Annotated in this window: 24 protein-coding genes and 1 pseudogene; 9 read left to right on the top strand and 16 right to left on the bottom strand. The window is 32.9% G+C overall.

Features of this window, described 5'->3' with window-relative positions:
- The 4 genes from ACWNMZ_RS24075 to ACWNMZ_RS24090 all read right to left on the bottom strand — a co-directional run.
- A partial coding sequence (locus tag ACWNMZ_RS24075; protein ID WP_449598939.1) for a DNA topology modulation protein occupies positions 1–475 on the bottom strand: 475 nt, incomplete at its 3' end.
- 121 nt (positions 476–596) lie between these two features.
- Positions 597–1,052 (bottom strand): GNAT family N-acetyltransferase, encoded by a 456-nt coding sequence (locus ACWNMZ_RS24080; RefSeq protein ID WP_031538246.1) that lies wholly within the window; start codon positions 1,050–1,052, stop codon positions 597–599.
- A 632-nt stretch (positions 1,053–1,684) separates the two neighbouring features.
- Positions 1,685–2,884 (bottom strand): hypothetical protein, encoded by a 1,200-nt coding sequence (locus tag ACWNMZ_RS24085; protein WP_192840951.1) that lies wholly within the window; start codon positions 2,882–2,884, stop codon positions 1,685–1,687.
- Complete coding sequence (locus ACWNMZ_RS24090; protein WP_031538242.1) at positions 2,877–3,446, bottom strand: sigma-70 family RNA polymerase sigma factor; 570 nt, start codon at positions 3,444–3,446, stop codon at positions 2,877–2,879. Before ACWNMZ_RS24090 ends, ACWNMZ_RS24085 begins: the two co-directional genes overlap by 8 nt.
- Before the next feature lie 276 nt (positions 3,447–3,722).
- Here ACWNMZ_RS24090 and ACWNMZ_RS24095 point away from each other — a divergent pair, with 276 nt between their 5' ends.
- Both ACWNMZ_RS24095 and ACWNMZ_RS24100 read left to right on the top strand, forming a co-directional pair.
- Complete coding sequence (locus ACWNMZ_RS24095) at positions 3,723–4,103, top strand: UPF0715 family protein (RefSeq protein WP_031538241.1); 381 nt, start codon at positions 3,723–3,725, stop codon at positions 4,101–4,103.
- Between the two features lie 38 nt (positions 4,104–4,141).
- Positions 4,142–4,720, top strand: coding sequence for a hypothetical protein (locus tag ACWNMZ_RS24100; RefSeq protein WP_031538240.1), 579 nt, complete (start codon positions 4,142–4,144; stop codon positions 4,718–4,720).
- A 223-nt stretch (positions 4,721–4,943) separates the two neighbouring features.
- On the opposite strand, the gene ACWNMZ_RS24105 is transcribed toward ACWNMZ_RS24100, so the two are convergent.
- The 3 genes from ACWNMZ_RS24105 to ACWNMZ_RS24115 all read right to left on the bottom strand — a co-directional run bounded on the left by ACWNMZ_RS24105 (position 4,944) and on the right by ACWNMZ_RS24115 (position 6,221).
- The gene (locus tag ACWNMZ_RS24105; protein WP_031538239.1) at positions 4,944–5,174 is read right to left on the bottom strand and encodes a hypothetical protein; all 231 of its coding nucleotides are present in this window, start codon (positions 5,172–5,174) and stop codon (positions 4,944–4,946) included.
- Positions 5,175–5,238: 64 nt separating this feature from the next.
- Positions 5,239–5,448, bottom strand: coding sequence for a hypothetical protein (locus tag ACWNMZ_RS24110; RefSeq protein ID WP_031538237.1), 210 nt, complete (start codon positions 5,446–5,448; stop codon positions 5,239–5,241).
- 104 nt (positions 5,449–5,552) lie between these two features.
- Positions 5,553–6,221, bottom strand: coding sequence for an HAD family hydrolase (locus ACWNMZ_RS24115; protein ID WP_251630140.1), 669 nt, complete (start codon positions 6,219–6,221; stop codon positions 5,553–5,555).
- A 133-nt stretch (positions 6,222–6,354) separates the two neighbouring features.
- Here ACWNMZ_RS24115 and ACWNMZ_RS24120 point away from each other — a divergent pair, with 133 nt between their 5' ends.
- Together ACWNMZ_RS24120 and ACWNMZ_RS24125 are read left to right on the top strand one after the other, a co-directional pair.
- The gene (locus tag ACWNMZ_RS24120; protein ID WP_251630139.1) at positions 6,355–6,501 is read left to right on the top strand and encodes a hypothetical protein; all 147 of its coding nucleotides are present in this window, start codon (positions 6,355–6,357) and stop codon (positions 6,499–6,501) included.
- An 80-nt stretch (positions 6,502–6,581) separates the two neighbouring features.
- Positions 6,582–7,747 (top strand): IS3 family transposase gene (locus ACWNMZ_RS24125; protein WP_109769520.1). Its coding sequence is split into 2 segments (ribosomal slippage): positions 6,582–6,897 and positions 6,897–7,747, totalling 1,167 coding nucleotides; the frame shifts between segments, so codons are not numbered across the junction.
- A gap of 617 nt (positions 7,748–8,364) precedes the next feature.
- Here ACWNMZ_RS24125 and ACWNMZ_RS24130 read toward each other — a convergent pair.
- The 3 genes from ACWNMZ_RS24130 to ACWNMZ_RS24140 all read right to left on the bottom strand — a co-directional run bounded on the left by ACWNMZ_RS24130 (position 8,365) and on the right by ACWNMZ_RS24140 (position 10,389).
- On the bottom strand, positions 8,365–8,988 hold the full coding sequence (locus ACWNMZ_RS24130; protein ID WP_251630043.1) for an NUDIX domain-containing protein: 624 nt from the start codon (positions 8,986–8,988) through the stop codon (positions 8,365–8,367).
- Between the two features lie 75 nt (positions 8,989–9,063).
- Complete coding sequence (locus ACWNMZ_RS24135) at positions 9,064–9,498, bottom strand: hypothetical protein (protein WP_251630042.1); 435 nt, start codon at positions 9,496–9,498, stop codon at positions 9,064–9,066.
- A 354-nt stretch (positions 9,499–9,852) separates the two neighbouring features.
- On the bottom strand, positions 9,853–10,389 hold the full coding sequence (locus tag ACWNMZ_RS24140; protein WP_031538232.1) for an AAA family ATPase: 537 nt from the start codon (positions 10,387–10,389) through the stop codon (positions 9,853–9,855).
- 296 nt (positions 10,390–10,685) lie between these two features.
- Between ACWNMZ_RS24140 and spoIIP the strand changes: the two genes are divergently transcribed.
- Positions 10,686–11,849 carry a stage II sporulation protein P gene (gene spoIIP / locus ACWNMZ_RS24145; protein WP_031538231.1) on the top strand — a complete coding sequence of 388 codons (1,164 nt, stop codon included), beginning with the start codon at positions 10,686–10,688 and terminating at the stop codon, positions 11,847–11,849.
- 1,139 nt (positions 11,850–12,988) lie between these two features.
- Here spoIIP and ACWNMZ_RS24150 read toward each other — a convergent pair.
- Positions 12,989–13,411 (bottom strand): hypothetical protein, encoded by a 423-nt coding sequence (locus tag ACWNMZ_RS24150; RefSeq protein ID WP_031538227.1) that lies wholly within the window; start codon positions 13,409–13,411, stop codon positions 12,989–12,991.
- 403 nt (positions 13,412–13,814) lie between these two features.
- On the opposite strand from ACWNMZ_RS24150, the gene ACWNMZ_RS24155 reads away from it, so the two are divergent.
- The 3 genes from ACWNMZ_RS24155 to ACWNMZ_RS24165 all read left to right on the top strand — a co-directional run bounded on the left by ACWNMZ_RS24155 (position 13,815) and on the right by ACWNMZ_RS24165 (position 16,473).
- A complete protein-coding gene (locus tag ACWNMZ_RS24155) occupies positions 13,815–15,431 on the top strand; it encodes a putative polysaccharide biosynthesis protein (protein ID WP_251630041.1) in 1,617 nt (538 codons plus the stop codon).
- Positions 15,432–15,690: 259 nt separating this feature from the next.
- Positions 15,691–15,966 carry an ArsR/SmtB family transcription factor gene (locus ACWNMZ_RS24160; RefSeq protein ID WP_251630040.1) on the top strand — a complete coding sequence of 92 codons (276 nt, stop codon included), beginning with the start codon at positions 15,691–15,693 and terminating at the stop codon, positions 15,964–15,966.
- 123 nt (positions 15,967–16,089) lie between these two features.
- Positions 16,090–16,473: a VOC family protein gene (locus ACWNMZ_RS24165; RefSeq protein WP_251630039.1), complete on the top strand. Its 384-nt coding sequence runs from the start codon at positions 16,090–16,092 to the stop codon at positions 16,471–16,473.
- A gap of 86 nt (positions 16,474–16,559) precedes the next feature.
- On the opposite strand, the gene ACWNMZ_RS24170 is transcribed toward ACWNMZ_RS24165, so the two are convergent.
- The 4 genes and pseudogenes from ACWNMZ_RS24170 to ACWNMZ_RS24185 form a co-directional block, all read right to left on the bottom strand.
- Positions 16,560–17,558, bottom strand: coding sequence for an NADP-dependent oxidoreductase (locus tag ACWNMZ_RS24170; RefSeq protein WP_251630038.1), 999 nt, complete (start codon positions 17,556–17,558; stop codon positions 16,560–16,562).
- Positions 17,559–17,591: 33 nt separating this feature from the next.
- A complete protein-coding gene (locus ACWNMZ_RS24175) occupies positions 17,592–17,927 on the bottom strand; it encodes an ArsR/SmtB family transcription factor (RefSeq protein ID WP_251630037.1) in 336 nt (111 codons plus the stop codon).
- A gap of 224 nt (positions 17,928–18,151) precedes the next feature.
- A pseudogene (locus ACWNMZ_RS24180) lies at positions 18,152–18,495 on the bottom strand (DUF6176 family protein).
- Between the two features lie 116 nt (positions 18,496–18,611).
- On the bottom strand, positions 18,612–19,079 hold the full coding sequence (locus ACWNMZ_RS24185; protein WP_251630036.1) for an NUDIX hydrolase: 468 nt from the start codon (positions 19,077–19,079) through the stop codon (positions 18,612–18,614).
- 106 nt (positions 19,080–19,185) lie between these two features.
- On the opposite strand from ACWNMZ_RS24185, the gene ACWNMZ_RS24190 reads away from it, so the two are divergent.
- Complete coding sequence (locus ACWNMZ_RS24190) at positions 19,186–20,040, top strand: sugar nucleotide-binding protein (protein ID WP_251630035.1); 855 nt, start codon at positions 19,186–19,188, stop codon at positions 20,038–20,040.
- A 235-nt stretch (positions 20,041–20,275) separates the two neighbouring features.
- Here the strand turns inward: ACWNMZ_RS24190 and ACWNMZ_RS24195 are convergent, their stop codons facing one another.
- Positions 20,276–20,503 carry a hypothetical protein gene (locus tag ACWNMZ_RS24195; RefSeq protein ID WP_031539807.1) on the bottom strand — a complete coding sequence of 76 codons (228 nt, stop codon included), beginning with the start codon at positions 20,501–20,503 and terminating at the stop codon, positions 20,276–20,278.
- Positions 20,504–20,895: the final 392 nt, after the last annotated feature.

Consider the following 20,895-nt stretch of genomic DNA (forward strand, 5'->3'; position numbering starts at 1 on the left):
CCTTAGAAGATTTTAAAATAATTATTTGTTTTTCTTTAGATAGTTGTTTTAGCTTGTTTTCGATATCAGGTTTATTCATTTTAGGATAATTCCAAATCCATTTAAAAAAATCTAACTCAAACCTTTCTTGACAGCCTTCTGCCCTATCTTGTCTGGTTTTATTTCGATATTGCCAAATTCTTTTTAAAGCACGATATATACAAATCGTTCGTTTGAAATCGAGAAAAATGATTGTATCACATGCTTGAAGTCTCAAATCCATCGTTCCGCTATAATTACCGTCAATTATCCATTCTTTCTTTTGCATTAATTCATATTGTATTTCCCGTTGTTCTTCTTTTGAGACACTTTCCCAATTCGGTCTCCAAAATAAGGAATCAAGGTGATAGACTTTTATATTTAATTTATCACTTAATTGCCTTGCTAGAGTGGATTTCCCAGAACCACCAGAACCAATTAGTACAATTTTTTTCATTGTTATCCCCTTTGATGCTACTTTCAGATTTTGCTTTTTACAAATAACTGTTCAAAAACCCAAAGCTCTTTTACTATCTTTTCTATATCCATCACGCTATCATATTTCTTTTAATCCGCTTTTACCTATGTCCATCTATTCGAGCCTGAATGTAGCCGTAATATGCACATGTGCCATTTTGACTTATGTCTTTTACATCAAAGCCACACTTCTCATAAAAACCGTAATTATTGGCGGACGTATGTGCAAACCAATCACCGTGGGGAAGCTTTTTTACACATAGTTCCTTTAACTTTTTACCAATACCTTTTCCGCGATATTCTGATAAAACAATTAAATCCATAATGTTTGCAGCCATGATTTTGTCTGAGAGGACCCTAACCATACCAATCATTCTATTATGATCCCAAACAGTAAATGCCCAAGTGGAGTTTTCGAATATGAGTGTAAATTTCTCTTGCTGCCAAGCTGGAATATTTCTTGCCCATCCAGCATCTTCAAATAATGCTTCCACATAGTCAGCATGAACACCCTCGGTACCTTCTCTTATTATGAAACTGTTGAAATATTGGTACATGGTAAATGTCTCCTTTATTTTTAGGAAATTCTTTAATACTGTCACCCTCGAATTAATTATTTCATATTTCTGAATTTAAAAGTTGCAAAATATTTATTAATATAGTTTTGTCCACAACATTTTTTAACTAAATCATTCTTTTCTCCAAATAACAATTGGAGCAGAAATTGAGTTTTAATAGTCTATTTATTTTTCCGAAATTCCATTTGCCAACAACAAAAAATAGATCCAAACAGATATCGGAATCATAACGGTTATATTAGATAGAATACTAAATAACTTTATACTTTTATGATTTGAATGTACTCCTATAAGGAGAGAAACTAGTAGGCCTATATCAATTAGTAAATACAAGCTTATTGGTATCCATAGATTCAAATTAGGACCTCTTACGAAAAGAAAGACTGCTATTGCAGCTAAGAATAAGACTAAGGTTAGGCCAATGGATAAAAACTCTTTCTTAATTTTTTGTTTTTGTGACAAGGTATTACCTACTTTCGTATTGGAATAAGACTTACCTTACATCTAGCTCAGTCCTAATTAACTAATAAATGGTAATGTTATTTATACGAATTAAATCCATGATAAGTCTCAAAAAGGGAGGATCTCCCCCCTTTCATTTTCAAACTATCCTAATCAACCAGACCATTGCCTATATAAGCAAATGTATTTATATCTGCATAAACAATCATATTGTTTGGAATGGATTTACCTTTTGTTGGAAAATCAAGCAAATATACTTCTTCTCCTTCATATGATTTATCATCAACTAGAGACATCATATTCTTAGTAAGAGTAACTTTCGAAATTTTCCCATCTGCCCAAGTACCATTGATCCTTTCTTTTTGTTCTGCCGACAATTGGTTCCAAACTATTTCTCGGACATCCTCTTTTTTTACAACCTTATCATCCTGTAACAAACTATCAACCATGCCGTCTAACTGATTCAACCATTCTGTTCTCTTCTCTTTTTCCTTTTCATTCTCAATTTGTTCAGCCACTTCAGCGATTTCCTTTAACTGTTCTTTTATTGTTGAATCTCCTTCTAATGCAGCATAATGTTTAGCATATGCCTTTGTTGCATAACCTATATGTTTTTCGTATGATCCCAGGTCACTATAGGGTTCATAGCTCTCAGCATGAATACTATCTTTTATGCTAATTAACCAACTTTTCATATCCGAATATTCCAGTTTTTCAATAATGCCATTTCTTTCATCTACAATTCCATTGTCCTCTGCTATTATTATCAATTGATCCACCGCTCGCTGTAAGTCTAATGTATCTTCTACTTCTATTTCATTTTGAGCTGCAGCTTCCTTTTGTAGATTTTTAGCTAGTACGCCTATTTCCTCCAATTTATCTACAATTCTTTTATTTTCCTGAATTGCAGCGTATTGTTTGGAATGGCTCTCGGCATATTCCCCCACTTCTTTTGCATATTCTTTTCCATTTTGGTACCACATTTCTGAATTTTGCAATTTCAAATTTAGTTCATATAAGAAACTCGCTAGATTAGGATTTTCTTTATTTCCATGTTTGCTAGTACTAGTTGTTTCCTTTTTATCATCTTCTTTATCGTTCACTTGCGCCACTTGATTACGTTGATAATCAAAGTTTCCTGTTTGCTTAAATACATATCCACCTATAAAAACAATAAAACAAGCAACTGCAACAAAGGAAAGTACTGGTGCAAGGGAAAAACGATTTTTCGTTTTTTTATCCTGAATCACAGCACTAAAGAGTTTTTCTTTGTCTGCAGCACTCATTTTCCCATGCTTTAAAACAGTCTTATTCATACTTTCTCTTAAAGATTTCAGATCATCACTCATTCCCACCGCTCCTTTCCAATTTCTTTTGAAGCATTTTCTTTCCTCGTCTCAATCTAGTTTTAATAGTATCAACATTCAAATGGGTTAATGCTTCTATTTCTTTCATTTTTAATTGTTCATAATAGAATAAAATAATAATTTCGCGATATTTAGTTGGAAGCGCTAATACCTTTTGAGATAATTCCAGGTCGTCTAGTTTGTTTATCACATGCTCCTCTATAGAAAATTCATTGTTCCCTATCCTTTCTTGCATAAAGGCAGTAGGATAAAACGAGCGATACCATTTACTTTTCAAATAATCCTTGCATTTATTTCTCGTAATCTTATAAAGCCATGTCTTATAGGAGCTATCTCCTCTAAAATCCTCCATTTTCTCATAGCATTTAATGAATACTTCTTGGGTGATATCATCTGCAGCTGACCAGTTTTTCACATATGTATAAGCTAACCTTTTAATACTCTCCGCATATAACTCAATAAGTTCTTTTAATAGTTCCTCATTACTTGGCGGACTTACTTCCATTTTCCCTATTGACATGGCAACTTTAATCCTCTCCTTCATGTTGATTTACCTATAGACGACTCATCTCAATAAAATGTTTCAATTTTTTACAATGCTAAAATCTACCCATTGCAAATTAGCCATTAGTGGATACCCGCCAATATTAATTTTCCGATTGTCTTATGGAAAACTATTTATAAACATTCCTCTACATGCTAAAATATGGTAACACCTATAAAGCTAAGCTAAGGGGGATTCTATGAAAAGTAAATCTATTGCGTTCTTATTTGTACCTCTCTTGGAAGATGAAATAAAATTTTTTATAGGAGACAATGCATGCCATTAAAAAATATAGATATTTATATAATTACTCGCTCGTTGCTAACTTCCCTTATTTCCGCTATTTTCGTTAGTATGATTCAACTTTTTGGTTCACCCTATTTTAGTTTTTTGGGAATGCTAATCTTTACTACCATTTTCTTTTGCTTTTATCTTGTTATAGCGTCACCTCTCCAAATTATCTTAAATCAAAAGCCTAAGAAATTTAGTATTCTCTACCTTGCTATTTATACTGTTTTTTCTGGAGTGGTAACAGGCATTGTAGCAATTTTTTTTGGTATAAAAACCCCTTTACATTCTTCAGCATTTTATAACCTATTTATTATGTGCGCATTCCTTTTTTGGTTAGTTGATTCAGTCTTACTCCAAAAAAGATGAATATAGAAAAATACCTTTGTGGAATTAGGAGGAACACGATGAAGAATTCATTACAATTAATAGCAGAAGTATCTTATTCATTAAACTTTTTGATTTATGTGCAAAACATCTTTCTCAACCAAAATGAAGATAAGGATAATTGGAAATTTCCCTATCTTCCAACAACTTGCCAGTTTCGAAATGATTTTTTATTACGTTATCGTGCCTTATGGACTACAGTAACGAAACGAATTTCCGAGAATAGAGATATTGACCAGGATATTTTCTATAATGAAAAACACTTATTTTATCAAGAGTTGTTCCATGTTAATGACGATAATTTAACTGCATTTAATGAAATATATGATTCTTATTTCACTTGGTGGACAAGTCTTGCTGGAGGTTTTTCCATTGAAAGGGCTATGGGCGAACGTATAGAGCACATCTATCACGATGTAGCAAATATACTTTTGGAAGAAAGAATCATCCCCAAAAAGCCGTTGAATATTATCTTTATTTATGATGATCCTTTAGTCGAAGATTCACCTCTATTTTCCTATTTTGCTGTTTTATCTATAAAAGAGTGTATGATCCATTATGAAGAGGTAGTTGCTCGAATTAGGCTGTGTGTGGAATAATTAGCTTGTAAAATAGATTCATAGTTATTTTTCATCATTCCGTTATAGAATCGTTAACTTAGTAACGACCTGCCCATCTCTTCCCAGTCCTTCACTCTCGTTATTCGTTCGTGATTACACATTTGGTTATATGGCTTGTCAAGCAGCAGTACATCTATTTCATTTTTCGCAATAGATAATGCATGGGAAGGATTGTCTTCTATAAATAGAGTGACATTATGAATTAAAGTACATTGATCATAAATGGATATGGATTAGCTGAATGCAGTTCCTTTTGGTTTTTTGTAAAAAAATCTAAAAATGCTTCAAAGGAATACCCATATAAATCCGAAACTCCATACTCAACCATTTCTTCGTAATGTAAGTCTTTGTTATGTATTTTATTTAAAAGCTGTACAATCGATTTTCTCATATCTACAACTGTGTCATCGAAATCTAATCCTATGTGATTCATATAACTCCTCGAGTTTTAAATTGTATTTTTTAAATCTCCATGTAAATATTGTTTACTTTTATCTCTAAACCCCAAAAATCCGCGGTACGTGAACTCCCCAGTCAAACAAGATTCCCATTATGGTAAAAACAAAAAACAAAACAATACAAAGGTTTACAAACGCTTTACCAATTCGGTTATCATCTTTACCTTCCCGCTTCTGTTGCACTCTTTCTCTATAGAGTTCTTGAACCATTTTTTGCTTTTGTAATTTCTCTTCTTTGTCTTGATTCATCCCTTTATTCCTCTCCTTTTTCAAATCCTTCCTTCAAAAAAATCCTTTCGTTTTGGATTAGTGTCTATATGGATTTTCAAATAAGGTTGCAATGGGTCATGACCCTAACTATTCATTAACTTTTCCACAATGTTTGGCAATTCTCCTAAATCGTCCACCATATAATCAGCATTTACATTATTCCATTGAGAAACCTTCTTCCAAATGCCTTTCATCCCCACTTTTTTAGCAGCAAGTACGTCATTCTCTGGATGGTCTCCCACAAATATAGCTTCATTTGGTGAAACATTCAGTATTTCTAATGCCTTATTAAATATCCTAGGATCCGGTTTTTTTACCCCTTCCCATTCGGAGACCAAAATAACATCAAAATATTTTTCTATCTCTAAAGCTTTGATATTATCCATTTGAAACTGCCCATATCCATTTGTAATCATTCCTAATGATAAATTATTACTCTTTAATTCTTCCAACATCTTAATAAGGTTAGGAAATGGAACACAACTATCTTTAAATTGACTAATATAATCTTGTAAAAGCTCTTCCCACGTTATTTGCTTTATATCAAATTCATCTACTAATTGTTGGTACACTTTATCTTTCCAAACATACCCGCGCTTATCCAACTCTATAAATCTTGTCATATACGTGTCTTTTGGAATATGGTCAAGCTTTTTATTCAGCCTTTCGTGTTGGCTGTCAACAAACACTTTTACTGATGCATCTCTGTTTAATAACGTTCCATCTAAATCAAATATTATCGCTTTAACCATTGTTTGTTTTCAATACCCCTAACTAGATAGATTTTTTAAATTTCAGCTTACTCCGCACTCAAATTATACCAAATTTTTCTATATTATTTCGATTAATTTGTTAAAATAGATATTAGAATTGGAGGGCGATAATATGCTTAAAAGGAAAATGGTTGCAGCTTTCCTTACTTTTGTCTTATCTGTTTTGGTAGTTACTTTATTTCTTCCTCTAGACTTATTTTTTTCCGACGCAGTAAATAGAAAAGGGGATTTTACAGAGGATCTTTTTGGACTAACCTAAAATAGTGAGACAATATAAAACACCTCCAAAATGGCAATACTTGAGATAAGTATTGTGACATTATTCGGAGGTGTTTTTGCGTGGGCAAAAAAACTGTATATACAAAAGAGATTAAATGGGCGGTAGTAAGAGATAAGCTTGAAGGAAAATTAACAACACGGGAAATTATGAACAAATACAAAATCAAAAATAAAACTCAAATTGAAACTTGGATGAGATGGTACAAAAATGGAGAAATGTATCGGTTTGATCAGCCAATTGGTAAACAATATACATTTGGGCATGGGCCCGATTCTTTAAGTAAGGACGAGCGAATAAGTAATCAACTAACTCACCTAAAAATGGAGAATGAAATTCTAAAAAAGTATATGGCGATGAGAAAGGAGTCGATAAAGGGCTAGTAGTACAATTGGTTGAACAATTTCGTGAAAAATATACCGTTACTTCCATTTTAAAAGTTTTAGGGATTCCACGTGCTAGCTATTATCGTTGGACTAAAGGGTTTGGTGAATATCGGAATGAACATGAAGATTTAATTATTGAAATCTGTAAGGCTACTAAATATAGAAATGGTCATAGGAAAATTAGAGCTATTCTAAAGCGAGAACATCATATTCATCTTAATAGGAACACAGTTCAAAACATTATGCAGAAGCATCATTTGCAGTGTAAGGTGAAACCAAAACGCAAGTGGAAATCGCAGGGAGAAAGTGAAGTCATTGTACCTAATATTCTTAATCGTGATTTTAGTGCAAGTAAACCAAATGAGAAGTGGGTAACGGACATTACGTATATCCAGTATGGCAGCGAAACATTATATCTGTCTACGATTATGGATTTGTATAATAATGAAATCGTAGCTTATAAGATTTATAATCATCAACAAACGACATTAGTAATTGATACACTGCAGGATGCTTTGGATAAACGCAATCAGCCAGAAGGAGTTATTATACACTCCGATCAGGGGAGTGTGTATACATCGTATACTTTTCAAAATTATTTGAAGGAACATCATTTAGTAGGTAGTATGTCCAGACGAGGGAACTGTTGGGACAATGCGGTGATTGAATCATTTCATTCAAATTTAAAGACAGAGGAATTCCAATATTGTAAGTTTAATACCCTAGCTAATTTAGAAGTTATTTCTAGAATAGATGGGTACATTCATCATTACAACGAGGGTAGGATTCAAGCAAAATTAGGCTACTTAACTCCAATAGAATTTGGATTAAAGGCAGCTTAAAGGATTTCGGGGTTATCCACTTTGCATGTAGAAAAGACATGCACTTTATTTGGAGATGCGGGCATGATAGCCTATTATGGCTAAGCCAGATTCTCTTTGAGATATCTGGCTTCCTGGCTAAAGAATCTATGCCCGCAGAGGCTCCAAGTAAAGTGACAAAGTGCCTGAACTATTTCCAGTAAAGAACCAATATCAAATTAATGAAAAAGTGTTAAATTTAATATGGATAGGTGTTTTATATATGTCTCATTTGGCTAGGTCAGTTCATTTAGTTTATTCTTTTTATTTTAGCTTAGGATTATTTCTATATGGCTTTCCAGTTTCCATCCTTATAGAAAAAATAACGAGGAAACTCCCTGAAGGAAGACGGCCATTTGCCTTTCTTTTATATGTTTTCTTTGGATTTCTTCCTTTCTTTTTCCTGTGGATTTTCACTATTTACTCCTTAAGCATTTCTATTCTATTCTTTATTATGGATGAATTAATAATGCTGTTAAGAAAAGATAAAAATGAAAAATAGCTGAAGTTCGCTGAAATTCATTTGCCGTTTTATCCTTTTAAAGGAGGAGAAATTATTTGAAGAAAATAATTATATCTTTAGGAATAAGCGTTTGCCTCTACAAATTGTTCATATCATTTAATATGTAATCAATCGACTCGCGTTGAGGAGAAACAATCTGTGGTAGGCAATCTAATGGTGACCAAAATAATTTAAAGCGGTGATTATCTGTCTCTATTTCCCATTCATCAACCTGACTATTTGATTGAAAATGATAAAATTGTCTTGTTACTATTGATGCTAAATTTGATTTTTCCGTCCATCCAGTTATCTGATATGTTATGTAATTGGGTTCTGGAAATTGATCTCCTTCTTTGTAAGAAATTTGCACAAAATCTCCTTGGCTTCTTTCCTTAAGAACAGTTATACCTCTTCTTATTTCTGCCCACTGTGTACTTGATATATTTGGTCTTGAATATATTTTGGCCTTATCAAAAATTATGTACTTATCCACTAAGATTTGTTCCTGCTTTCCAATACTTCTACATGAAACAAAATCTTTTAAACCGGTTTCTTCAACGGCTTCTCTCCATGCAGCCTGTTGAAAGTCTTCATTTATTTCTACTGTACCTGCTGGTATTTGAATACCTGCATTTGGGTGCTGAATTAAAAGAAGTTCAAGTTTATTGTGTTTTTTTATTCTAGTAATAAAACATGTAACTTTCCCTACTGCTTTTTCCATCGTCCCCTCCAAATAATCGATTAGCTAATTCTAAGTTTTTCCTTGATAGCTTATTCACACAACTTACAAATGTAACTAATGGACCTCTATAATAAAGGCATAGCTCACTTGACCTCTTTTCCAATCAGCTGATATCTCATAGACATAGGAACCTTTTTGGGTTGGAGCTTCTAAGATGTTGCCTTTCATATTTGCTTTTACCGTTTTTTCTATATCTTTCCATATATATGCCTCATATTTTCCGTCTATAGGAGAAGGGTTAAAGTCTATATTTATTTTGGATCCTTGGTTAATACTAATTGGTTCAATATTTTCTTCATCAACTAATAAATATGGAGAAAGTAAATCTTCGCATTTGGAATTTAAGAAGCCATTCCAACAATATGATCCCTGCACTGTTGTTACTTTTTTTCCTTCAGAAGTAACCGTAATTGATGGAATTCGATTAACTTTCATGATTATTACTACTAAGAAGAGAACAATTACTAATAATAGTATAAGTTTTTTCACAAAATAAATCTCTCCCTTATTATTTAATAATGAAAATTCAAAAAATATTCCCCCGACTTTCATCAAGTAATAGTGCAAGAAATTTCACGATCAGAAGACTTAATAAAATAGATTTTGAACTTGATGCCTTTATATCACACTTAACTATGGGAATGAACAATACGGTGGTAACATGTCTACTGGACTCTCTAAAAAAGAACGAAAAGTAATGGATAGATTAGCAGACAAAGAATTGACTCCATATCTCCATTTTGAAGTGAATTTTCTTAGAGTATTTGAACGAACATCTAAATGTATATCGATATTTCTCTAAATAATTTACCTCATTAATGCGAGTGAAAAGAAAAGAAGAGATTATATTATTTTATATTTTGGATTGTTCATTATTTCATTAATCACATGAGGTATATCCAAAGTAGAATTATTACTTGTATTTAAAAAATGCTTTTCTTCTAATTCTGATTCCAAAAACTCATCGAATAAGATTAAACATCTTTCTCCCATTCTATTCTCTGGTTCTCTGAGCTTATCTCTTTTAATTAATGTTTCAATATCAGTCCATAAGACCGCATAAATAACTTCAACATTTAATCCTTTTAGATTTTCTTTCAACCATCTTACTTCTTGTGGAAAGCTTACATAATCCACAACGACATCGTTTCCATATCTAAGGAAATTTTTTGTTAGACTTAAAATATTATCCCAAATTAAAGTGACTTCCTCTCTGCTTTCCCAAGGTTTTTTTCCATTAATATGCATATGACTTATGTAGTCACCAGAAATATATGAACTTTTAGCTAATTTTTTGGCAAGTTCTTTTGAAGTTGTTGATTTACCCACACCTGCAGGACCAGATAATATATACACCTTGTTCGCTTTAATTTTATTCATTAAGTAGATTCCTTCTCCCAAAGTAAAGTAGATATCATTAATAAATCTCTCTTCCACTAATCTCCTTTAGCAAGAGAAATCAACCTTACTGTTTGTGTTATTAATACACATGGTGATGATTTTCGTCAAAGATACTTATAATCCCTCTTTTTCACTAAAATTTAAGCGATGTTTTTCTACTAACCTACTCTATTTCTTTAAGTTCAACCATTCAAATATCTATTAACTATTATTAGAATTCACCTTCTATTTTCTGGTGAATGGTCATATTAATTTACTAGGAAGGTGAATAAAAAATGCAAAAATCTAAAACTCGCTCTATTTTCAACTATTTAAATACAACCGTTCTAGCGATTATTATGCTTTTTGTTATAGTAGCTCTAATCACAACATCGTATTTCTCATTTAAATTTAACTCAACTAATTTGACAAACCTATTTAAATCTGTAAATTCCACTGAATTATATGTAGACATGATGCATAGTGAGAATCATTTGTTTCCAAAATCTGAGGGAAAAGACTTCTCTCTATCCAATTTTTTTCTTCATCTCACAACAAATATACGTTTTGATGACATAAGAACATTATTAGGAAGAGAGTTACCAGCTTTAACATACTTTCATACAGAAATTGCGGTAGCTGAAGAAGGGACTACTCTTGCTAATTTACCATTTGAATCTATACCTTCTCAGGATATGTTAGAAAATCCATTGAAAGTAGATGAAGAAAAAGCAAAGCAAGAAGAAAATTCACAAACACAGCCACCTCCATCAGAAGAGCATAAAAATCCAGTTACCGAACCAAACAATAAAACAGTATTTATATATAATTCACATAACTTAGAGGCTTATCGTCCATTATTAGAAAACACAACGAATAACGAAAATGTAGTTAGTTCAGATGAACGGGCAAATGTAGTTGGTGTAAGTAGTAAACTTACAAACTTGCTTCAACAAGAAGGATTAGGTATAGAGTTTAGTAAAGCAAATATCAACCAAATACTACTTGATAAGAAATGGAATTATTATAGTGCATATAAAGCTTCAAAAGAAGTAGTTGAAGCTGCAGTTTCTAAAAATAATAGTCTAAAATATTTAATTGATATTCATAGAGACGCAGCTGGTAAACAAATAACAACAGCTTCTATTAATGGTAAAAACTATGCAAAGTTATACTTAGTGGTAGGAAAAGGTAACACAAATTATGAAAAAAATCTAGCGTTCTCAATAAGATTACATGATGAATTGAAGAAAAACTATCCTGGGATATCCAGAGGCGTTTTCCTAAAAGGGTACGATGAAGGAGATGGTGTATATAACCAAAATTTCTCTGATCGTGCCATCCTTCTAGAAGTAGGAGGTGTAGATAATACAAATGATGAAATAACTCGTAGTATAGAAGCATTTGCTGAGATATTCAGCAAACTTTATTGGGAAGAGAATAATGCAACACAACAATAAAAACCTGGGAATAAATTTCCTTGGTATCTTGTTTATTATGAAAAGTGATTATTTAATAATTTTTTTATACAACACTAATTTTAGATTCTTTGTTGTGATTTATTATATTGGTTTATATTGTAATAAAAATGGGGAGTTTTTAAACGATTTAATATCTGATGAGTGGTAAAAGAAATGGGAAGATCGAATGTTGAAAAAGAAATTAAAAAGTTACTTAGAATCACCTACTGCGTTAAACCAGACAAAAAATTCATATTGGAACTTGTAGAAAAATTAAAAACAATGGAAGATAGCATAATAATGGCTAGAGGCCGGGACATAAGTATTTCAACCAACAATAAACGCGAACTATAATGTAATTATATTATATAAAAGTTCGTGTTTGTTTTTTAGAAAAAGGTTTAAAAACGAAGTGAAATGGAGCGGAGGACGCTCGACTCCTGCGGGAAACAGAGACGCTTTAGACCCCGCAGTGCATGCAGGAGACCACTGAAAAACTGCAATATAATCATAATTGTTGGTGGCCGACTTTTAAATTCGCGTATTTCATTTGTTTTCCGAGGCGACAGCTCGCTTTCCATGGGGCGAGCGCCGAGCCGCTTCGTCACTGCGTTCCTGCAGGATCTCGGACTTTCTCGCTGCTCCCATAGGAGTCGAGCTGCCGCCTCTCCAAACCAACTTTATATTCGCTTTCAAATAAATACTTATTTAATTTGGAGAAACTATACTTTTTCAGTACCCTCGCAGCGAGGAGGCTTAGCTTCCTCCCCGGCGCATCGTGCGTCTGTAGCGCAATGGAACGTCTTAGTTTTTACACTTACCTATATTAAAAAACAGAGATTAAGTAGCTTTATTTAAGAGCTAAATTAAATATTGTTCGTCTTTAATGATTAGTTATTTTGTTTTGTCCCACCCTCTTTTTATTGAGATTTTTAATGAAAGTTCTTTGCACACTTACATCCTCTAGTAGAGCTTAGGCACCCCCACGAAATTAATATAATTCTTTTACTCTCTTTTTTTAATTACTTATCTAGTTCCTCCATTTGGCAGTCAATTCAGCTATCATCTTGTCTTTATATTCCAGATTCATTTGTTCCCAATCTAATGTAGCCTTACATTCATAATTTGCACTTCGAGACTTACATTGTTTTATCCTCACTTGGCACCCCCACAAAATTAAGGATGAGTATATAAAATGGATACGCAATCAATCCTCCCATCACAAACAGACCAGTAACAGGATTGGGTTCGTCTCCACCATTTGTCATTGGAAATAGTGATGCGAATACATAAATAAAAAGGATAAAATAAGGGACCCAAAGAAGTACTGTCCAAAATTTTGCCTTTCGTCCATCCAACCACTTTTTTGTTAAGAAATGGAGTAGTATTGTTGCACCAACCATTACAATAATAACCGTTACGCATGTTACAATATTTACCGTGCTAAATTCCCAATTTGTTAATCTGGCAATTCTATATACATTTAATATCAGTTCAAGAGGAATAAACACCATAAGAGCATATATTATACTAACAATATTTAGTTTAAAGAAATAATTCATTTAATTAACCCCCTATCAAAATCATCTATCTTCCATTCTACCGCTACATCATTTCCTATATCTACCTTTTTCACTTCTATACTTAAATGCATAATTCCTCTATTATTGGCAAAAAGGCTGAAAGGGTTTTGTTCTTACCAAAATCTAGAAACTTTTAGAGTAAGCTATCACCTTTTCTAGCCCGTGTAACAATTCCTGCGATCTCTATATAGGTAAACAATAACGAACCACTTATCCTAATAGATTTACGGATGTCTAGTTCCTTTTTACCAGCACTTGGATTATAATGCTGATTATAGCAATTAGTTTGTAATATATTATTTTACTATTTTCAATTAAGGTATATTGTGTGTAACAAGGAAAAGAATCACATATGTTCGTGATCATTAATTGAGGTGTTTCTGTGGAAAACAAATTTATTAGAGGAACTTTCTTTTTAACAGCTGCAAGTCTTATCTCCAAAGTTTTGGGATTCATTTATATTATTCCCTTTATGGCTCTAGTTGGTGAACAAGGATATGCATTATATAGATATGCATATGGCCCATATACAATCCTGTTAAGCTTATCAACAGTTGGCCTTCCCCTTGCCGTTTCTAAATTCGTTTCAAAATATAATGAGTTAGGCAACTATAAAATCGGATTAACTCTATTAAAATACGGTATGTACTTAATGGTTCTTACTGGTTTTATCTCCTTTATGGCATTATATTTTTCAGCTCCTATTTTATCAGAAATATTGGTAAGAAATGATGATTCAGGAGGAAATTCCGTTGAAGATACAGAGTATGTCATTAGGCTCGTTAGCTTTGCTTTGTTAATAATCCCTGCCATGAGTATTTTCAGGGGATATTTTCAAGGGAGCAAATCGATGGGACCTTCAGCATTAAGTACCGTAATGGAACAGGTAGTCAGAATTGTTGTAATCTTAGTAGGTGCCTATTCTGTAATTCACATTTTTAACAGTTCTATTCGAAATGCTGTAGGAATTGCAACCATTGCTGCATTTATAGGAGGTATAGCAGGCTTTATCGTGTTAGTAATTGTGTTCATAAAGAGGAGAGAATTAATTAAAAAAGAAAGAGATAGTAGCCAAAGTAACAAGGAAATACCTATTAATTCTATGTTTAAGGAATTGATTGGATATGCAATTCCTTTCGTCATTACCGGTCTTGCTATTCCTATATATCAGAACATTGACATTTATACGATTAACACTTTGTTTCATTCTATAGGCTACACGAATAATGAAGCAGAGCTAATTAATGCCGTAATCGGGTTAGCTCAAGTGCTTGTTTTGGTGCCTGTTTCGTTAGCAACAGCGTTTAGTATGTCTTTAATTCCTGGAATTACCTCTGCTTTTATTGGCGGAAAAATAGAAGAAGTTCAACATAAAATTTCGCAAACCCTTCAAGCGATCATGTTCTTTACTCTTCCAGCTGCAATGGGTTTATGCATTCTTGGAAAACCAGTTTATACAATGGTTTTTGGATTAAATAAAAATCCTGAACTAGGAGGAGTTATTTTACAATGGTATTCCCTTGCTGCCATATTCTTTGCCTTATTTACCGTAACAGCAGCCATTTTACAAGGTATTAATGAACAAAAGAAGTTACTTATAGGAATCTTAATTGGGATTAGTGTAAAAATAGCACTAAACTTAATACTAGTCCCATATATAGAGGAGCTCGGTCCTATTCTAGCTACCTATTTTGGGTTTTTCATTTCTATTCTTTCTAACATTTACGTTATTAAAAAGGCACTACAGTATAAGTTCTTGCCATTATTTCAGCAATTACAGGAAGTTTTCTTGTTAGTATTCATCATGTCTCTTTCTGTTTGGGGTGTAAAATGGTTAACAGAGTTATGGTTATCAGAAACTTTAGGGATATATTCCCACGCTTTAATTACTTCAATCATCTCTATAATAATAGGAGTTTTCGTTTATTTAGGAATCGGGTTGAGACTTCCTTTTGTAAAAAATATGCTAGGAAGATATAAAAATTCCGCTAGTTATTAAATTTCCTTTTTAAGGTAGGATTATCTAATAAATAATCCTACCTTATTTGAGGTATTTTCCTATTCAGTCTAAGTTCATTCATCCATGTAATAAATTGTTAAGCTATGTTCAAAATTCTAAAAATTTAACATTGTTTTAACAAAAAAAGCGATTATTAATATATCATTGATGTTTGGCTAAGTAAAATATACAGTATAATAATGCAACCTTTTAGTTACCATTATTAACAAGCAACCAAATAGTTGCTTATAATCAATATATGTGGGACCAAGACGCTATATTTAAAGCACTTGCTGATTCAAATCGGCGACTAATACTAGATGAACTATCTGAACGGAATGAGATGACATTATATGAACTTACTGCTCGTCTCATTATGAAGCATAATCTTACCATTTCACGACAAGGAATAGCGAAACACCTTTCCTTATTAGAAGATGCAGGACTTGTACAATCAAAACGAAAGGGAAAATATCGAGTGCTCCTCTTCAACAATGAGCCACTTAAAGATTTGTTGAAAGGATGGATAAATTAATTTTAGCAACTATCTTAGTGATAAGGATAGGAATAAGTTTTTTGGGGACCGTAAAAGTTATTTGCTTACACCTTGATTATTATCAAAGCATCATTCATACCAATATCAAAGGAGCCAAAAAGGATGAAAATCATTGTTACTAGTTTATTCGTAGAAGATCAAGACAAAGCATTAAAGTTTTATTCTGAAACACTAGGTTTTGTAAAGAAGCACGACGTACCTAGTGGAAAATTCCGATGGATTACCGTTGTTTCTTCCGAAGATCAAGGCGGTACTGAGCTTGTTCTCGAACCGAATGATAATCCAATCGCTAACGATTACCAAAAGAAATTATTTGAACAAGGAATCCCAGCGACTATGTTTGGGGTCGATGATGTTCATAAAGAATACAAACGATTATTGGATAAGGGCGTTCATTTTACAATGGAGCCGACAAAAATGGGTGATATCACAATCGCTGTATTTGATGATACTTGTGGTAATCTTATTCAAATCATACAACAGTAACGTTTATATCAGTAAAGGACCTTCTAATAGAGGTCCTTTACTTTATCATTTTCTATTGATACAAGAATATCATTCCTATGCGGCTACTATCTAATTTTTACTATTATTTTCCCTTTTGCCCTTCCTGTCTCCGCATATTCCATCGCTTCTTGAGCATTTTCAAAGGGATAAACTCTATCAATGATAGGTTTGATTTTACCATCCTCTATATAATTTGCGATGGTACGTAATTGCTCACCACTTGGTTTCATAAACAAAAAGGAATATTGAACATGATGCTTTTTTTCAAGGACAGTAAGTTTATGAGTCAGCGCTGAAAACAACAATGTTTTAAAAAATCCTGAACCATATTCTCTCCCAAAGCGAGCATTCGGTAATCCTGAAACGGAAACAATTTTCCCTCCGCTTTTTAACACGCCGAATGATTTTTCCAGTATCTCGCCGCCAAGTGTATCAAATACGGCATCATAGTTTTTCAGTTTCTCTTCAAATTTTTCTGTTCTGTAATTTATAATCTCATCTGCTCCAAGAGATTTCACTAAATTCGTACCAGCCTCACTTGCAGTCGTTGAAACAAAAGCCCCCATTATTTTTGCCAGTTGAATAGCAAAAGTACCTACACCCCCAGCACCTGCTTGAATTAAAATCTTTTGTCCTTTTTGTAATTGCATAATGTCTGCTAGTGCTTGGTAAGTGGTTAGTCCAACAAGCGGGATTGATGCTGCTTCTTCAAAGCTCAAATTTTTAGGTTTTAACGCGATATCCTCTCCATGAATGGCGATATATTCAGCAAAAGTACCGATTTTACTTTTTCGTGGACGCGCATATATTTCATCACCAACTTTAAAGCGAGTCACTTTTGCTCCGACCTTTGCAACTACTCCAGAAAAATCATTCCCTAAGATAAGCGGCATTTTATATTTCAGTAATAATTTCACTTTCCCATCACGAATCTTAAAATCAACAGGATTGATACTAGCAGCATGAATCTCTGCTAGTACCTCATACTCTCCAATATCAGGTGTCGGCATTTCTGCCAAACGCATTGGAACTTTTCCGTACCTATCAATAACCATTGCTCTCATTTCCTATACCTCCAAATTATCTCTATATTAAATTCAATAAAAGTTCTCCATGAATGTATCAATATCCGACATAAGGGTTCTTAATAAACCTAATTCTGAACGTACATTGATATAATAAAAGTTTTTTGTCCCTTCTTTACGCATTAAAATAACACCAGCTTCTCGTAAAACCTTTAGATGATGGGATACAGCAGGCCGAGAAAGATGTGTTTGCTCCGTGATTTCTCCGACGCGTAATCCTGTTTGACAATCAGTCCCCATTAGCACTAGCAAAATCGATTGCCTTGTTTCATCTCCAATTGCCAATAATACCTTTTGACAATTTATAAAATCCTCTTTGATTATATTAAGTTGGTCCTGTTTATTCATTTAGTATAAAACCTCCATTAATCAGTTTAATGGTTTAAGTTGATGAACCATATAACCTAATCCAAGAATATACTATTGTTTTCCTTGCTGCAATATTGAGAAAGCAAATCGAGACGAATGAAAATTTAGTCGGAAACGTTATTTCCATAACTAATACTTAAGAAAACCATTCAGCAGCTTATTTTTTTTAGGATATAAATAAAGGACCTCCTAAAAGAGATCCTTTACTTCATACTATCTTTCACTTTCTGAGGTATCATCACCACTTCTGTCTTTAAATCAACTGGCTTGACCGTTTCGTCTATACATTCGTTCCAAAACTCAATATGCTTTTTATCAATCCAGTTCTCCGATTTTTCTACTCCTTGTCCCCCTTCGCCCTGTACCGAATACCAGTATAGAAATTCTTCGCCGTTAAGCGTTTCTCTAAGTATAGTCTCTACAAACATTTTTTCCCTTTCTAAGGTAACAAGAACCTCTTTTTTATTGTCATTTAAGAAACTTAACCATTCATCTACTCTTTCCGATTTCCCTTTTTCACTTTAAATCTTGTTAATTCAACGTTCATGCTTTCTCCTCCTGTTTGTTACTTTTTATGTATGTAAACAAATTTCAGCTTAGAACGAACGATAAAACCACTGAACTCATAAAGCTAACACTTTTCTAGTATCATCTCTTTGCTTCCTATCTTAATAATGGCCTAAATACTTTCAAATAACTTTTTAATAAGGATATTTGAACAGGAGTCACTGTTATTGATTGTTTTACTATTCGATTCTTATTCTTTAAAAAGTTTTTTATTTGTTTTCTTCTATTAGGTACCATATGGAAAGGTAAATTTTGTGAACTAAACCATTCGACTTTTGCGGTTTCCGGTCCTTCTTCTATTGGTATCCCTCCTTTTAATTCTCCCATGAATAAGAATTGCATATCATCGAATTGTGGTTGAAAATATTCCCCGATTTTCCGTTTAATTTGAATATTGTATCCAGTTTCCTCTTCTGTTTCACGAACGGCACAATCTTCAAGGGTCTCTCCCTTTTCCCATCTACCTCCTGGCAAGTCCCAAATAGGAAAATCCTTTCGTTTTGTTAATAAGACTTGTCCTTTGTCATTCAGTACTATCGTAAAGCAACCTGATGTTTTTGCCATATCATATCTCCTCTTAAACAATCACTTTAAAATGCCAGTTTGATAATTTTTATGATAAAATTATTTTAACAGATTTATCTAAATACAAGAAACAGGAGTATTCTTTATGAAAATAATCATATTAGGTTCCACTGGATTTTTCGGTTCATCCTTATTTAAACTAGCTGCCTTAAATCCTACATATTACATTTACGGCACTTCTCGCTCCAATAATGCGGATACAGATATTATACAACTTGATATAAACAACAAACATCAAGTAATACAACTAGTCAATCATATAAATCCCGATGTAATTATCTGGTCTTTAATGGACGGGGAAAAGGAAAACCGGCTTATTGAAGTTGGATTCAACAATCTTTTATCTGCCATTTCAAAAAAAACCAAAATAATTTATCTGTCCACAGATGCCGTTTTTGTAGATGGGAAAGGTAACTATGCAGAAACAGCTCAACCAGGATTTCTTCCTAGAGAAGCTCCTTTATCTACCTATGTAAATGCCAAACACTTTGGGGAAAAACTTATCTTAGCCAATCATGCAAACCATGTCATTATTCGTACTGGTCCCCTCTATGGCAAAGATGCCAATCACGAGATTGAAGCCAGAACAAAACGTATCATTCATGAGATAAATACGAATGGGTATGCGAATGCTGCTATCAACTCGTTCAAATCTTTTGTGCATATTGATGATTTAGCAAAAGCGATAATCGAAATGATAGAAATGGATTTAACAGGAATTATACACGTTGGTCCAAAGCAGAAGGAAAGCTATTATTCCTTTTATAGCAAAAGACTTTCGCAAATTGGAGTAGATACTACCAATCTTCTCCACTATAACATTAGCAAGTTAGAAAAACCTTATCATTCTTTTGATACATCTCTAAACACCCAAAAAGCTACTAGCCTACTGGCAACCTACTTTCGAAATGTGGATGAACTAGATACTAGAAATCACTAGGAATAGTTATGATTTAAATTATGAAAGAGTCATTTGGAAGGGATTTAGAGAATATATTTAGAAGGTTAGCGGCTCACTTTATAAGGTTATTTACTTTTAAGCTGATTCTTTGAGGGAATAATTTTAGCCAAATTATATTTATCGAATGTAATTAGGTAATTTTCCCCCTCGCTAAAGAAATTCAAATATTGATTATCGATTATATTCATAACAAATCTATCAATACTTTCAATCTTTATATCCTTTTTTTCATTCTATATGCCAACAGAAATGGAAATATCGGTAGTACTACCACTATTCTTAACCAATTTTCAGCTCCAAGAAAATAGAGAGATGGAACCAATATGGCTAATCCACTAATGAATAAAGCTTTCCATGATGCCAACCACAGACCATATAATAGTAATAAGGATGAGACACCTATTAATAACCAAAATAGTAGACCGAACCAGAAAAATTCCATAATTTAGTACTCCTTTAACCTTACTTTGTTTCAAGCAAAATTTGATTATCGACTAATAATTGTTTTTAGTAAATAGGAAAGAAATCGACTTCTCTTATTAGGTGTTTTATCATTCTAAATATAACAATATACTTTTTTACAATAAACACCAAATAATAGTATCAAAAATAATACTATAAAATTGTGGATAAGAAAGATTATACAAGGAGGTTTTACCTTGCCGGCAAATAAATTATCCTATATTTGTGTAGCTATTAATATTATTGCAATTTTAAGTTTCTACATTGTGTTAACTATCCATTTCATAGCTGATTTGTTTGAACCCTTCTTTTTACTATTGATAGTTATTTATCCAATGGTCTCCTTTATTGGGATACTTCTTGGTATAGGTG

This window comes from Niallia sp. Marseille-Q9988 (assembly GCF_976954375.1).

Coding starts and splice junctions, on each gene's coding strand:
- ACWNMZ_RS24140 (WP_031538232.1), bottom strand. CDS start 10,389: ATGAATAAAATTAAAGCGAACAAGGTGTATATATTATCTGGTCCTGCA.
- ACWNMZ_RS24080 (WP_031538246.1), bottom strand. CDS start 1,052: ATGTACCAATATTTCAACAGTTTCATAATAAGAGAAGGTACCGAGGGT.
- ACWNMZ_RS24130 (WP_251630043.1), bottom strand. CDS start 8,988: ATGGAAAAAGCAGTAGGGAAAGTTACATGTTTTATTACTAGAATAAAA.
- ACWNMZ_RS24110 (WP_031538237.1), bottom strand. CDS start 5,448: ATGAATCAAGACAAAGAAGAGAAATTACAAAAGCAAAAAATGGTTCAA.
- ACWNMZ_RS24120 (WP_251630139.1), top strand. CDS start 6,355: ATGCTTAAAAGGAAAATGGTTGCAGCTTTCCTTACTTTTGTCTTATCT.
- ACWNMZ_RS24100 (WP_031538240.1), top strand. CDS start 4,142: ATGAAGAATTCATTACAATTAATAGCAGAAGTATCTTATTCATTAAAC.
- ACWNMZ_RS24115 (WP_251630140.1), bottom strand. CDS start 6,221: ATGGTTAAAGCGATAATATTTGATTTAGATGGAACGTTATTAAACAGA.
- ACWNMZ_RS24195 (WP_031539807.1), bottom strand. CDS start 20,503: ATGGAATTTTTCTGGTTCGGTCTACTATTTTGGTTATTAATAGGTGTC.
- ACWNMZ_RS24090 (WP_031538242.1), bottom strand. CDS start 3,446: ATGAAGGAGAGGATTAAAGTTGCCATGTCAATAGGGAAAATGGAAGTA.
- ACWNMZ_RS24150 (WP_031538227.1), bottom strand. CDS start 13,411: ATGAATTATTTCTTTAAACTAAATATTGTTAGTATAATATATGCTCTT.
- spoIIP (WP_031538231.1), top strand. CDS start 10,686: ATGCAAAAATCTAAAACTCGCTCTATTTTCAACTATTTAAATACAACC.
- ACWNMZ_RS24170 (WP_251630038.1), bottom strand. CDS start 17,558: ATGAGAGCAATGGTTATTGATAGGTACGGAAAAGTTCCAATGCGTTTG.
- ACWNMZ_RS24095 (WP_031538241.1), top strand. CDS start 3,723: ATGCCATTAAAAAATATAGATATTTATATAATTACTCGCTCGTTGCTA.
- ACWNMZ_RS24165 (WP_251630039.1), top strand. CDS start 16,090: ATGAAAATCATTGTTACTAGTTTATTCGTAGAAGATCAAGACAAAGCA.
- ACWNMZ_RS24160 (WP_251630040.1), top strand. CDS start 15,691: ATGTGGGACCAAGACGCTATATTTAAAGCACTTGCTGATTCAAATCGG.
- ACWNMZ_RS24085 (WP_192840951.1), bottom strand. CDS start 2,884: ATGAGTGATGATCTGAAATCTTTAAGAGAAAGTATGAATAAGACTGTT.
- ACWNMZ_RS24190 (WP_251630035.1), top strand. CDS start 19,186: ATGAAAATAATCATATTAGGTTCCACTGGATTTTTCGGTTCATCCTTA.
- ACWNMZ_RS24105 (WP_031538239.1), bottom strand. CDS start 5,174: ATGAATCACATAGGATTAGATTTCGATGACACAGTTGTAGATATGAGA.
- ACWNMZ_RS24175 (WP_251630037.1), bottom strand. CDS start 17,927: ATGAATAAACAGGACCAACTTAATATAATCAAAGAGGATTTTATAAAT.
- ACWNMZ_RS24185 (WP_251630036.1), bottom strand. CDS start 19,079: ATGGCAAAAACATCAGGTTGCTTTACGATAGTACTGAATGACAAAGGA.